The organism is Epilithonimonas hungarica, assembly GCF_900102265.1.
In the GTDB taxonomy this organism is placed as follows: Bacteria; Bacteroidota; Bacteroidia; order Flavobacteriales; family Weeksellaceae; genus Epilithonimonas; species Epilithonimonas hungarica.
Genome location: NZ_FNBH01000001.1, coordinates 359,905 through 373,069, shown reverse-complemented (window position 1 = coordinate 373,069; position 13,165 = coordinate 359,905). Strand labels below are relative to the sequence as shown.

Here is a 13,165-nt window from a genome sequence, read left to right as displayed (position 1 = left end):
AAATATTAATTACTAGCTGTTTTTACTTCTGTAGTTTTGATATCAGTTCCAAGTCTTTGCAAATATGAAATCAAAGCTACGATCTCTCTCTTCTCAAGTGGAACAAATTTCTCGCCAGCTTTTTCTTTAGAAACTTTTGCTTCTGCAAAAGATTTCTTAACGTCATCGGCCTCAGAGAATACATTTTTCACGATAGCACTTGCCTGATTGTTCATCCAAGTATCCATAGAGTCAATTTGAGCCTTAGTATAAGGAACATCGAAAGTATTCTTCATCAATTCCAATTTAGCTTTAGACTTACTTCTGTCCAATGTATTTTCAATCAACCAAGGATATCTAGGCATAATAGAACCTGCGGAAGTTGACCTTGGGTTGTACATATGCTTGAAGTGCCAAGAATCTGGTCTTACACCACCTTCTCTTTGCAGATCCGGACCAGTTCTTTTAGAACCCCAAAGGAAAGGTCTGTCATAGATAAATTCCCCAGCTTTCGAATATTGTCCATTCTTACCGTTGAATCTTACAACCTCGTCACGGAAAGGACGAATCATCTGTGAGTGACAAGCATTACAGCCTTCTCTGATATAGATATCCCGACCTTCTAATTCTAACGGAGAATACGGTTTAACTGCAGAAATTGTAGGAACGTTCTCCTTCACAAAAATCGTGGGGAAAATTTCCAATGAACCACCAATTGCCAACACAACGAATGAAAGTATTGATAAATATAGAGGTGTTCTTTCTAACCAAAGGTGAAAAGTTTCTCCTTCTTTCCTTCCTTTTTTTACGTTAGCCAAAGCTGGTGCTTCTGCAGAAACGTCTTTTTGGAAAGAACCTTTTCTTGCTGTTGCAACTAAGTTAACAACCATAAGAACCGCTCCAGAGAAATATAATAAACCTCCAACAAATCTCATTTTGAAATAAGGAAGAATTGCTGTTACAGTATCCAACCAGTTTTTATAAACCAAAGTCCCATCTGGATTGAATTGTTTCCACATCAAACCTTGCGTAAATCCTGAGATATACAATGGAACTGCATAGAAAATAATCCCGAAAGTCCCTAACCAGAAATGCCAGTTAGCTAATTTTACAGACCAAAGTTTTGTTCTCCACAAAATCGGAACCAAATAATAGATAACACCGAATGCCATAAATCCGTTCCAACCAAGGGCACCCAAGTGAACGTGACCAATTACCCAGTCAGTAAAGTGACCAACTTTGTTTACAGTTTTAGTTGCCAAAAGTGGGCCTTCAAAAGTTGCCATACCATAACAAGTTACAGCGACTACGAAGAATTTAAGAACCGGGTTTTCTCTTACTTTATCCCAAGCTCCTCTCAATGTCAACAGACCGTTCAGCATTCCTCCCCAAGACGGAGCGATAAGCATAATAGAGAAACCTGTTCCTACTGCCTGTGCCCAAGCTGGCAAAGCAGTATATTGTAAGTGGTGAGGACCAGCCCAGATATAAACGAATATTAATGACCAGAAGTGGATAATTGATAATTTGTATGAAAAAACTGGTCTGTCAGCAGCTTTTGGTACGAAATAATACATCATACCTAAAACCGGAGTTGTCAAGAAGAATGCAACCGCATTGTGACCATACCACCATTGTACCAATGCATCTTTAACGCCTGCATAAGCCGAATATGATTTCCATCCTGTGAAAGATAATGGAACTTCTAAGTTATTGAAGATGTGAAGCATTGCCACTGCAACCCAAGTTCCGATGTAGAACCAAATGGCAACATACAAGTGTCTCACTCTTCTGATTGCCACAGTAGCAAACATATTGAAACCAAAAACTAACCAGACCAAAGTGATCAAGATATCGATTGGCCACTCGTGTTCTGCATATTCTTTTGAAGTGTTGATACCCATAAAGAACGTAATTACCACAGAAACAAGCATCAACTGCCATCCCCAGAAGTGAATCCAAGATAACGTGTCACTCCACATTCTTGTTTTCAATAACCTTTGGATTGAGTAATAAAATCCGGAGAAGAAGCTGTTTCCTACAAATGCAAAAATCACGGCACTTGTATGCAGCATCCTAATACGTCCGAATCCAAATGCACCTTGAGAATTGATCAACCCTTGCAATCCCCCACTTCTAAGTGTGTTGATCGTAGTGTCATCTGTTCCCAAGAAAAACTCTGGTAATTCAGGATAAAATAATAACAACGCGGCAGTAAGTCCCAATAAAAAACCTACCAACCCGAAAACAACCGTCGCAATAAGAAAAGCGCGAACAATCCCGTTGTCATAACTAAACTTTTGTGTTTCCATATCTACAAATAGCAATTATTCTTTTTCGTTTTTTTCAGGAGTTTCAATCTCCTTGTCTGTCTTCACCTCGTCGTCAAACAGAATTCTGACGGCCGGCGATTCATCGTCCTCAAACTGCCCTTTTTTTGCACCAATAATGAAAATTATTAGAAAAATAACAGCTAAAGAAACGCTGCAGATAATCATCAAATAGAGAATCTCCATACCAGCCGCAAATTTAAGATAAAACAGTTGTCAAATTTAGTGAAAATTACTGACTTTGGTCAGAATGATAGAAATATGGATAATTTATAATCACTCTAAATAAAGGTGTTCTAAATCTTTATTTTAAAATATTTGGAGCTTCTGAGCCAAGTCGAAAGCGTCGTGAACGCTACAACTGTTACAGAGCTAAGAGGCATAAAAATTGCCGCAAAAAGTGGATGCATATGTCCGGAAACGGCAAAGCTGACTCCGATAACATTATAACACAAACTAATTATGAATGTGATTTTTACAATCGTGATCGCATCTTTGGAAAGTGCTAAAAATTTATCCAGTTCCGGGATCTTTTCGCCATTCATAATTACATCTGATGAAGGCGTGAAAGAATTGCTGTCATCCGAAATTGCAATTCCGACATTACTCTGTTTTAAGGCTCCGGCATCATTCAATCCATCGCCAAGCATCGCTACTTTTCGTCCTTTGTCCTGAAGTACTTTGATGAAGTCCAGTTTGTTTTCCGGATTTTGATTGAATTTCATTTCTGAAACATTCGGAATGAGTTTTTCGAGAATTGGTTTTTCTGAAGGATTATCACCACTTAAAATGTTGACAGCGTAATTTTTTAAGTTTTTGAAAAGCTGGGAAAGATTATTCCGGTATTCATTTTTAAACGTGAATTTTCCAATAAAAGTCTCGTCTTTCTTAATGTAAACTGCAGTTTCCAAATCCTGGGATTTCTCTCCAACAAAGCTTGCGGAACCTATTTTATAAAGAGTTTCTCTGACTTTTCCTTGATAACCTTTACCCGAAATTTCCTCAAAATCTTCCACTTCAAAATAATCATCATTCACTTCGATGAAATTATAAAGTGACTTGGAAAGCGGGTGGTTTGAGTTTTTAAGTAAAGATTTAATATTTCTCAAATCAAAATCCTCAATCTCACTTCCTATGTAATTGATATTCGATTTTTTACTTTCGGTAATAGTTCCGGTTTTATCAAAAACCAATGTGTCGACTTTAGCCAGCCTTTCTATCGTCAAAGTATCTTTCACATAGAAATTATTTCGACCAAGAATCCTCATAATATGACCGAAAGTAAATGGTGCTGACAAAGCTAAAGCACACGGACAAGCCACAATTAGAATGGCAGAAACGACTTGAAACATTTTTTCCATATCGATTCTCGACCAATAAATTCCGGCAAAAAGTGTGATTCCTAAAATAATGAATGTGAAATATTTACTGATTGTATTTGTCAACGTATCAAGACCGGTATCCATTTTCTTGAAAGCTTCTTTGTTCCAAAGTTGAGTCAAGTAACTTTGGTCAACACTTTTAATTACTTCAAGTTCCAGAATCGAACCTGTTTGTTTTCCTCCGGCAAATATTTTATCGCCTGGTTTTTTGGAAATATGAGCCGATTCTCCAGTGATAAAACTATTATCAATATTTCCTTCGCCTTTAATCAAAATCGAATCTACAGGAATAATTTCCTGATTTCTCACCATAATTCTGTCGCCAACTGCCAAATCCGAAAGAAGAATATTTTCCTGTTTTCCATCAAAATCAACTTTTGTTACTGCAATTGGATAAAAAGATTTGTAATCTCTGTCGTAGGAAAGCGTGTTATAAGTTCTTTTTTGAAAGGTTTTCCCGAGCAACATAAAGAACAATAATCCGCAAAGCGTATCGAAATAACCTGGACCATAATCGGTTACAACTTCGTAAATACTTCTTCCATAAAGAACGAAAATTCCCAAAACAATCGGAACATCGATGTTGATGATTTTGTTTTTCAAACCGTACCAAGCGGATTTGTAATAATCTGAAGCCGAATAAAATACAACGGCTGTTGCCAGCAAGAATAAAATAATTCTGAATAAATGTTTGTAAGAATGAAACCAAACGTCGTCTCCGGAAACATATTCGGGAAAGCTGAAAAACATTCCGTTTCCGAAAGCAAATCCTGCAACTGCCAATTTTATCAAAAGGCCTTTGTCTAATTTATCGTGTTTTTTTTCGGCAGTTTCAAGGTTGATGATTGGTTTGTATCCAAGGTTCGTCAGGAATTTTGCCAATTCACTTAGCTTCAATTCCTCTTCTTTGAAGGAGACCTGAAGTGTTTTTCTGGTAAAATTAACCTGAGAATATTTGATTTTATTATTGATCGTGTGAAGACTTTCTAATAACCAAATGCAAGAAGAACAATGGATTACAGGAATTTTGAAGGTCACGAGCGTAGTTCCGCCCTCGGAGAAATCTACAACTTTGGTAAAGATTTCAGGCGTGTCCAGATAATCGAACTGCGAATTGTTCTCGTTGTTCGGCCTTATCCCCGAACGTTGGTTGATATTGTAAAAATTATCAAGGTTGTGAAAATTCAGAATTTCATAAACGGACTGACAGCCGTTGCAACAAAAGATTTTGCCGTCAAAAAGAAGGCGTTCCTTGTCGATTTTCTGACCGCAATGAAAGCATTGTTCTGCCATTAAAAAGTTCTCAGATATTTGGATTGCAAAATTACGTCAAAAATCTTGGTAAGTAGTGTTAAAAAGTCTTATTTTTGCTGACAAATGTCATAGGTATGTCTCTTGAACAACAATTGGTTATAGAAGAAAATTTCTCAAAAGCATTTAATCAAGAATCTTTACGTCAAAGTTTGAATCCGGAAGATTTTGAAATCTACAGTAATGCACTCAAAGTTCTAGAATTCTCAAAAGGCGATGTCGTTTTCGACGATGGCGAATCGCCCAAAGGCGTCTATTTTATCGAAAAAGGAACGGCTAAATTATCGAAATCAGGTGTTTATGGTAAAGACCAGATTTTGAGATTCTGCAAAGAAAATGATTTGATAGGTTATCGTTCATTACTTTGCGGTGAGAATTTCCAAGCCAAAGCAGAAGCTATGACGCCAATGAAAGTTCAGTTTTTGCCTTCTGATGTTTTCTTAAAATTATTGGAAATTGACCCAAAATTGTCTTACGCAATGCTTCAAAAAATTGCTTATGAATTGGGTGAATCTGCAAACACAGTGACTTTCCTTGCTCAAAAAACAGTAAGAGAAAGATTGGCAGAGATCCTTATTTTGTTGGAACAAAAGTTGGGAACTGACCCGGAAGGTTTCATCAAGATCTCTTTGACAAGAGAAGAAATTGCCAACCTCATTGGTACTGCAACAGAAAGCGCCATCCGATTGATCTCCGAATTCAAACAAGATGATTTGATTTCTGTAGAAGGTAGAAATATCAAAATCCTTAACAGAGAAAAATTGATCAAATTGGGTCACGTGGTGATATAGACGATAAAAGATAAGTGATGATTGATTCCAATCATCATTTTCATTTTTAATCATTTATCACTAATAAATTATCATTAATAATTCTTATGTCTGTACATTCTGAAATTAAAAAAATCACAACTGAGACCTTACGAAAAATGAAATTCGATAAGGAAAAGATCACCATGCTGACGGCTTACGATTTTACAACTGCGAAAATGGTTGACGCTGGCGGTGTTGATTCAATTCTAATTGGAGATTCTGCTGCGAACGTAATGGCTGGTCACGAAACCACTTTGCCGATTACACTTGACCAAATGATCTATCATACACAATGCGTCGTTCGTGGCGTTGAAAGAGCATTAGTTGTGGCAGACCTGCCCTTCGGAACTTATCAGAGTAATCCGGAAAAAGCTTTGGAGTCTGCTGTGAGAATGATGAAAGAAGGTGGTGCCCACGCTATCAAGATCGAGGGTGGAAAAGAGATCGAGGATTCTATCGGAAAAATCGTGAATGCAGGAATTCCGGTTTGCGGACATCTTGGATTGACGCCTCAAAGCATCTACCAATTCGGAACTTACAAAGTAAGAGCAAAAGAAGAAGCGGAAGCAGAAAAATTGATTTCTGATTGTAAATTATTGGAAGAACTAGGATGTTTTGCAGTTGTGTTGGAAAAGATTCCTGCGGCACTTGCAAAAAAAGCGTCGGAAAGTATTTCTATTCCTACAATCGGGATTGGAGCTGGCCCGGATTGTGACGGACAGGTTTTGGTTTATCACGATATGGTTGGGATGAATCAAGGTTTTTCTCCAAAATTCTTGAGAAGATATCTTGACCTTTATTCTGAAATTACCGGAGCAGTTTCTCAGTATGTGAAAGATGTGAAAAATGCTGATTTCCCAAATGATAAGGAAAGTTATTAAACTTTAAAAATAAACCACAAAAGTCGCAAATTAATGTATATTTCTTTTGTGACTTTTGTGGTTAAAATAATAAAGAATGATTTCTAAAATTCTTACAATTCTATTTTCTGTTCTATTTCTATTTTCCTGCACTTCACAGAAAATGAAGTATGGAACTAAGACTGAATTTCACGACAAAGCCGACTCCTTACAATCATTAGCAAGAATCAAATACATCAAGAGTCTGGATTATTCTGATTTCAAAGCCGGAAAATTTGATAATGGAAAATTAGCTGTGAACTATCGTTTTCTGAAACCAAAGAAAGTTGAACAGGATAAGAAATATCCTTTAGTTTTAGTTTTTCACGGTTCTGGCGCAATTGGAACTAATAATACTTCGCAGATGGGCGTTTTGTCTAAAATGTGGCTTCTTCCCGAAAACAGAGAAAAGCATCCCGTTTATGTTTTGTCTCCGCAATTTCCCGTTCGTTCATCGAATTATCATTTGGATGAAAGCAGAAATGTGAAAGTGTCTGAATCTAATGAGTATCTGGATTTGGTTTTGAAGTCCATTGATTCATTAGTCATCAATGAAAATATTGACCGAGACAGAATCTACGTTATGGGATTTTCTATGGGAGGCGCGACGACTTCTAATGCAATTTCCAAAAGACCGGATTTGTTTGCAGCTGCAATTAATGTTTCCGGAATTTCTCAATTTGATAAAATGAATGAACTTCTCACAATGCCGATTTGGATTGTTCACGGAAGTTTGGATACGGATAATTTTCCTCAAAGCAATTTCAAATTTTTTGATGAAATGAAGTCTAAGGGCCAAGTTTTTCTTTGGGAATATAAAGACAAATACCACAACAATATCTTGTCCTCAGAACTCGTGGACGAAATCCCGAAATGGCTGCTGAAGCAGCATAAGGAAGTTTAAATATTTTTATTAATTTTAATAAAACATTTAAAAACACAAAAAATGGATTATCGTGCAGAATTAGAAATTTTACTTGATGACGAGAATATGAAATTCGAAACTTGGCTTTCTCGTTATCCAATCCAAGAATGTCCTAATTTGATTCTCGAATATAAAAAAGTTATGCAGAAATATGCCATTGAAATTGGAGATTTCAAAAGCTTAGAGGAGCTACAAGAATTAGATGAATTGGCAGATAAAATCGAAAATTTCACTATTGATACATATGCCGCGAAACAGGAAAAATTCAATGAAATAGAAGCTTTGAAAAGGAAAATAGAAGCCATGAAAGAATTGTTTTTAAAAAGTGATTCTAAAGAAATATCTCTTTCCGATGAAGTGCTGACTGACTTACGAGAAATTGTGAAGTATTTAAAAAGCCATGGTTTATATGATGAAGAAATGTGGAAACCATTAAAACATCTGCTTTAACATTACTAATTAAAAATGAATCGAAGTTTTTCTGAATCCCAAATCGTTTATGAAGACAACCACATGATGGTCATCAATAAAAAAGCCGGACAACTTGTTCAGGGCGATAAAACCGGTGACTTATCTCTGCTGGAATTGATCAAGGATTTCATCAAAAAAAGAGATGATAAACCCGGTAATGTTTTTCTGGGCCTGGTTCACAGGATCGACAGGCCAACTTCCGGATTGGTGATTTACGCCAAAACATCCAAAGCACTTTCCCGATTGACTCAAATGGTTAAAAATAGGGAGGTTAAAAAAACATATTGGGCAATTGTTGCCAAGGAAATAATTCCGGGTTCGCAAAGATTGGTCCATTATCTCAAGAAAAATGAAAAAAATAATAAAGCGATTGTCTATCCAAAAGCGACAGAAGGTGCGAAAGAATCGATACTGACCTACAATTTGATCAAAACTTTGGATAATTATCTTCTTTTGGAAGTTGATCTGGAAACAGGAAGACATCACCAGATCCGTGCGCAACTTTCCAAAATCGGGGTTCCGATCAAAGGTGATCTGAAGTACGGTTCACCACGTTCCAATCAGGATGGCGGAATTTCTCTTCACGCCAGGAAGCTTGAATTTATACATCCGGTAACCAAAGAAAACATAGAAATTACGGCTCCGGTTCCACAGAATGATGCGGTTTGGAGGGCTTGCGAAGAATAAAGATCCGAAAGAAAATTCTCTTTCGGATCTTTTGTTTTATAAGGTAGAGGTTTCTTCTTTTTTCTCCTGATTGAGCAAGTTCGGAGATTCTTTCGCCAGCTTGTTTTTTGTCGGGATCTTATAATTGAATGAAAGTCCAAAATTTCTAGTGTCGTTTTTGTTGCGAATGAACACATTCGGAATTGTATTAATTGTTCTGAGATTCGTTTCATTGGTATTGAAAACGTCATTGGCAAACAAGGTAAGCGTCATTCTATCATTATTGAATTTCTTTGACAATGATAAATTTAATGTATTGTAAAATGATTTGTTTGGATAGAAAAAATCACTGTTTCCTTTTGTTAAATAAGTGTAATTGGCGATAAATTTCACACTAAGGGGTAAAATAAATTGTCCCGTCACATTGTAGGTCCAATAACCTTTCGGATCAATGACCTCATCAATTTGTTGTAATTGATATGCTCCATATAGAAAGATAAAACTTACTTTGTCAGGATTCATATCCATTTTCATGATCTCTTTGAACGGCGTATTGAAAACAGCTAACGGAATCGGGAATCCAATGTTGAAATTATGCGTTTTCATACGGCCTATATTATCACTGGTTTGAGAGATCACATCTCCAGTTCTGGACACTTTTTGTACCACCTGATTTTTTGCGTTGGTAAAATTATAACCAATGAAAGCATAATTCAAGGCAGTTAATTTAATTTCGAAATTATCGAAAATGGTTGGCTGAAGATTGGGGTTTCCAGAATAATCAATATTGTCGTTGCTATATCTATTATTGTTTGGGTTTAGGTTAGCAACGTTGGGTAAAGTGATCTTCTTGTTATAATTGATATTGAAGGAAGCTATTTTCGGAATAATGTTGTATTGCACACTTGCATTTGGGAACAGTTTGAATTTTTCAAACGACCTCAAATTATCATAATTTCCGTTATCAGGATTTAGGCTTGTTCCGTTGATGTTGTAATATTCTCCACGAAGACCGAGGACAAGATCCATTTTTCCTTTTGTTGCGCTGGCTTCAGAATAGAATGCAGTAGTTTTGCTTTTGTAATCCAAGTTTTCAACATTAAAATTTTCTGCAGTCAGTTCCAATTGGTCGTAATAAGCTCCCAAACTTATTTTCCCTTCATCTAAAACTTTAATGGGCTGAGAGTAATCCACTCTAAAGTTATATACATTCTGGTTTGAACCGTTATTCAGAACATTTTTCATTTCTGAAGGCAATGGCGAAACATCTTGGCTAGCCTGTCCAAAATTATTATTGAAATTGGTATAAGACCCTTTGAATTCTAATTTTTTGTTTTTATCATCAAAATTTTTCTGATAAGTTGCCGTGATTTCGTTTCGGGTATTACTCTGGTCGGTTTTGTCTTTACTAGTTGATTCTTTTCCCTCAAACAAAGAGTAACCATCAACATAACGGTCCGATGAACCAAAAGTGAGATTATAATTCAACAACAAACGGTCTTGTCCAACATCAAATGTAAAAGCACTTCTCAAATATTGATTACGGTTATAGTTATCATTGTACAGTCTGGAAATCTCATCAATAGTAGATCTGGTTTCGCTTTCGTTGTAAGATTGCCCGACATTTAACTGCCAGCCAAACCATTTATTTTTTGAGTTGAGCGTTAAACTATTATTGAATTTACTTCTGAAATGCTCATAATTGCTAAAACGATAACCTCCTGCATAGGTAGCAGATAGATATGATTTTGCATTTCTGCTGGTAACGATATTGATGATCGCACCACCGGAAGTTGCCGGGAATTCCGCGCCAGGCTGCGTGATGATCTCGATTTTTTCGATGCTGTTTGCAGGAAGCCCTTCCAGGTAAGCAGTTAATTGCGTACTGTAGATATTCAAAGGTCTTCCGTCCATATAAACATCCAGAGCTTTTCCTTGATAAACCATACCTGCCACTTCAGAAACAACCAAACCGGGAATTTTTTGTAATCCTTCTAAAGTATTACCGGAATTAAGATGTGGCTGCTCCGAGAAATCATAGATAGTTCTGTCTGCTTTTTGTTCAACAGCTTTTTTAGTTTTGGTGATCGTTACTGCTTCTATTTGTTTTTCCTTGTCGTCTGTTTCTTTTTTAGGAGTTTCCTGGGCAAAGTAAATTTGACTTAGAAATAAGGCAGAGATCGGAAGAATAGATTTTACTTTCATAGTTTAGTTTGTAATTGATTAGACTTCCAAAACCTCGATTTGTTACATCGATGAACTATTGAGCTCTGTCTTTTTCTTCGAAATTGATATTCTTTTTATTGATCTGCTTTTTGTTTCCGAAAGTGTAATTCACGCTCAAACGCAGGCTTCTTCCATCCCAATAATTGTTCATCAGTTGCTTGCTGTCTTCAAAATACATTTGACCTTTGTATCGTTGTCCAAAAATATTGGTGACCGTGGCATTGATCTGAAGCTGTTTTTCCATTAATGAAATTTTAAAACCTGAATTCAGATTGGAGAAATTCTCGAAGCGGGAATTCACATTTTTGTAAGGAAGGCTTTGGTCGTAGTTAAGGAAAAGAGCAACCGTTTTAGTTTTGTTCAAAATGAAAGTATTATTAATGGAATAACTCAAAGAATAACCTTTCAAAGTTGGGGCATTGATATTGAAAACTTCCGAAGTCTGATAAGAAGCATTGGCCGTGATATTGGCTTCCCAGAATTTGAAGAAAGTGTCTGTATACGAAGCATTCATTCCATAGAAATCATTGTTATAATAATTTTGATAATCGCCAGTTTGAGACCTGCCATCAAGATAAGCTAGTTGTCCAAACGCATTTTTTAATTTTAAATAATAAATGCTTGTCGAGAATTTGTTGTTATAAGTATAACCCAATTCATAATTATTAATGTAAGAAGGCGTCAAAAGAGGATTACCTGTTGAGTAAGACTGTGGATTTTCGTACCATCTGAAAGGATTCAGGTTGCTCATACTTGGTCGGTTGATTCTTCTGGAATAAGACAAGCTGAACACATTTTTGTCCTCTTTATAAGAAACATAAGCCGATGGAAACCATTGTCCGTAAGAGAAATTATTGACAGTACTTTTCACAAACGTATTTTCATAGCGCAACCCAGCTTTTGTTTCCCAATGTTCGCCGAAACTCTTAGCAAAACTGGCATAAGCTGCATAATTTTCTTCGCGGTAATTGAAAGTACTGCTTTTCTCATCATCTATAACAAACTGGTTATCTTCCCAATCAAGATATTTCAAGTCTGCAGAATTTCTGAATTGGTTGAATTTCACACCAGTCTCAATCGTTCCAAATGAAAAAGGAAGTTCCAAATCGCCCTGAACCGAGAAAATCTGAGGCTTGATCATCGACAAAGTTTTCACATCCTGAATCGTATTTTCAGGTAAAGTCAAAGTTGAGAAATTAACTTCCGTATCATTATTGTTCTTATAGAAATTACCTGTAAAACTCAATTTTTTCCCTAGCGAATCCAACTTCAAATCGTAATAAGTGCTGAAAGTATGTGTCGGCGATTTTTCTCTGTGATATGTGTTGGTCAGAAAGTTTTTTTCATCTAGATCCGGACTGATGTTTCTCGTCGTGTTCAAGATGTTCATCCCGTTTTTCCCGTTATCAAAAATATATTCCACTCCGACTTCGGAGTTTTTGTTGATTTTATAAGAAGCGCTCAAGTTGGGTGTCAAATCCTGCCACATATCTTTTCGGACAGACCTGCTGTAATTCTGCGAAGCGCCAAGAATCGTGAACCTTTCATCCGCTCGTTTTGCACCTTCGATGTAACTTGTCTTCAAGTTTAAACTTAATTTTTCGGTTTGATAATTCAAAGTTCCGTTCGTGCTTCCGTTGAAATAAGTTCTTTGCGTCAAGCCTGTGCTGATGTTGCCGCTGAAACCAAGATTCGGATTTTTCTTAAGAATAATATTGATGAGTCCGCTGTTTCCCTGCGCTTCATATTTGGAAGGCGGCGTTGTAATGACTTCGATTTTCGAGATGTTTTCGGAACGGATGGATTTTAGATAATTCAAAAGTGCAGTTCCCGAGAGATTCAGCATTTTTCCATTGATCATCACATTCACGCTGCTTTTTCCTGTGATAGAAACCGTTCCGAGATTCTCATCCACTTTCAGCATCGGAACATTGGCAAGCGTTTCTCCCGCATCCATTCCTTGCGAAGCGATTGATGCATCAACATTGAAAATCAATCGGTCCGCTTTTCTCTCAAGCAGTTTTTTCCTCACTAATATATTGACTTGTTCAATTTCTTTCAAACTGTCTTTTTGAGTTTGAGCAAAAGTTGCAGACGACAGGATTGTTGCGATAAATAGATATTTCAGTTTCATAATAGTTTATTTGATAGTTGTAAAAATCTT

Annotated in this window: 10 protein-coding genes; 5 read left to right on the top strand and 5 right to left on the bottom strand. The window is 36.5% G+C overall.

The features are described 5' to 3' along the window. Positions 1-5: 5 nt before the first annotated feature. From ccoN to BLT30_RS01695, 3 genes are all read right to left on the bottom strand, one after another. Positions 6-2,291, bottom strand: a complete 2,286-nt coding sequence (gene ccoN, locus BLT30_RS01705) for a cytochrome-c oxidase, cbb3-type subunit I (protein ID WP_089870892.1) — start codon at positions 2,289-2,291, stop codon at positions 6-8. Between the two features lie 15 nt (positions 2,292-2,306). Continuing rightward, positions 2,307-2,495, bottom strand: a complete 189-nt coding sequence (gene ccoS / locus BLT30_RS01700) for a cbb3-type cytochrome oxidase assembly protein CcoS (protein ID WP_089870890.1) — start codon at positions 2,493-2,495, stop codon at positions 2,307-2,309. 110 nt (positions 2,496-2,605) lie between these two features. Next, positions 2,606-4,984, bottom strand: coding sequence for a heavy metal translocating P-type ATPase (locus BLT30_RS01695; protein WP_089870889.1), 2,379 nt, complete (start codon positions 4,982-4,984; stop codon positions 2,606-2,608). 95 nt (positions 4,985-5,079) lie between these two features. Between BLT30_RS01695 and BLT30_RS01690 the strand changes: the two genes are divergently transcribed. The 5 genes from BLT30_RS01690 (at position 5,080) to BLT30_RS01670 (ending at position 8,796) form a co-directional block, all read left to right on the top strand. Next, entirely contained in the window at positions 5,080-5,793 is a 714-nt protein-coding gene (locus BLT30_RS01690; RefSeq protein WP_089870887.1) for a Crp/Fnr family transcriptional regulator, read from the top strand. Between the two features lie 86 nt (positions 5,794-5,879). Next, complete coding sequence (gene panB, locus BLT30_RS01685; RefSeq protein WP_089870885.1) at positions 5,880-6,695, top strand: 3-methyl-2-oxobutanoate hydroxymethyltransferase; 816 nt, start codon at positions 5,880-5,882, stop codon at positions 6,693-6,695. Positions 6,696-6,771: 76 nt separating this feature from the next. Then, the gene (locus BLT30_RS01680) at positions 6,772-7,617 is read left to right on the top strand and encodes a carboxylesterase family protein (RefSeq protein ID WP_089870883.1); all 846 of its coding nucleotides are present in this window, start codon (positions 6,772-6,774) and stop codon (positions 7,615-7,617) included. A 42-nt stretch (positions 7,618-7,659) separates the two neighbouring features. Beyond that, positions 7,660-8,088, top strand: a complete 429-nt coding sequence (locus BLT30_RS01675; protein WP_089870882.1) for a hypothetical protein — start codon at positions 7,660-7,662, stop codon at positions 8,086-8,088. 15 nt (positions 8,089-8,103) lie between these two features. Beyond that, positions 8,104-8,796: an RluA family pseudouridine synthase gene (locus BLT30_RS01670; protein WP_089870880.1), complete on the top strand. Its 693-nt coding sequence runs from the start codon at positions 8,104-8,106 to the stop codon at positions 8,794-8,796. Between the two features lie 36 nt (positions 8,797-8,832). Here BLT30_RS01670 and BLT30_RS01665 read toward each other — a convergent pair whose 3' ends face one another. Together BLT30_RS01665 and BLT30_RS01660 are read right to left on the bottom strand one after the other, a co-directional pair. Continuing rightward, on the bottom strand, positions 8,833-10,980 hold the full coding sequence (locus tag BLT30_RS01665; protein ID WP_089870878.1) for an outer membrane beta-barrel family protein: 2,148 nt from the start codon (positions 10,978-10,980) through the stop codon (positions 8,833-8,835). 55 nt (positions 10,981-11,035) lie between these two features. Continuing rightward, positions 11,036-13,135 (bottom strand): outer membrane beta-barrel family protein, encoded by a 2,100-nt coding sequence (locus BLT30_RS01660; RefSeq protein ID WP_089870877.1) that lies wholly within the window; start codon positions 13,133-13,135, stop codon positions 11,036-11,038. Positions 13,136-13,165 lie beyond the last annotated feature (30 nt).

Bases quoted from the DNA above. Each gene is read 5' to 3' on its own strand.
- ccoN (WP_089870892.1), bottom strand. From the start codon at position 2,291: ATGGAAACACAAAAGTTTAGTTATGACAACGGGATTGTTCGCGCTTTT.
- ccoS (WP_089870890.1), bottom strand. From the start codon at position 2,495: ATGGAGATTCTCTATTTGATGATTATCTGCAGCGTTTCTTTAGCTGTT.
- BLT30_RS01695 (WP_089870889.1), bottom strand. From the start codon at position 4,984: ATGGCAGAACAATGCTTTCATTGCGGTCAGAAAATCGACAAGGAACGC.
- BLT30_RS01690 (WP_089870887.1), top strand. From the start codon at position 5,080: ATGTCTCTTGAACAACAATTGGTTATAGAAGAAAATTTCTCAAAAGCA.
- panB (WP_089870885.1), top strand. From the start codon at position 5,880: ATGTCTGTACATTCTGAAATTAAAAAAATCACAACTGAGACCTTACGA.
- BLT30_RS01680 (WP_089870883.1), top strand. From the start codon at position 6,772: ATGATTTCTAAAATTCTTACAATTCTATTTTCTGTTCTATTTCTATTT.
- BLT30_RS01675 (WP_089870882.1), top strand. From the start codon at position 7,660: ATGGATTATCGTGCAGAATTAGAAATTTTACTTGATGACGAGAATATG.
- BLT30_RS01670 (WP_089870880.1), top strand. From the start codon at position 8,104: ATGAATCGAAGTTTTTCTGAATCCCAAATCGTTTATGAAGACAACCAC.
- BLT30_RS01665 (WP_089870878.1), bottom strand. From the start codon at position 10,980: ATGAAAGTAAAATCTATTCTTCCGATCTCTGCCTTATTTCTAAGTCAA.
- BLT30_RS01660 (WP_089870877.1), bottom strand. From the start codon at position 13,135: ATGAAACTGAAATATCTATTTATCGCAACAATCCTGTCGTCTGCAACT.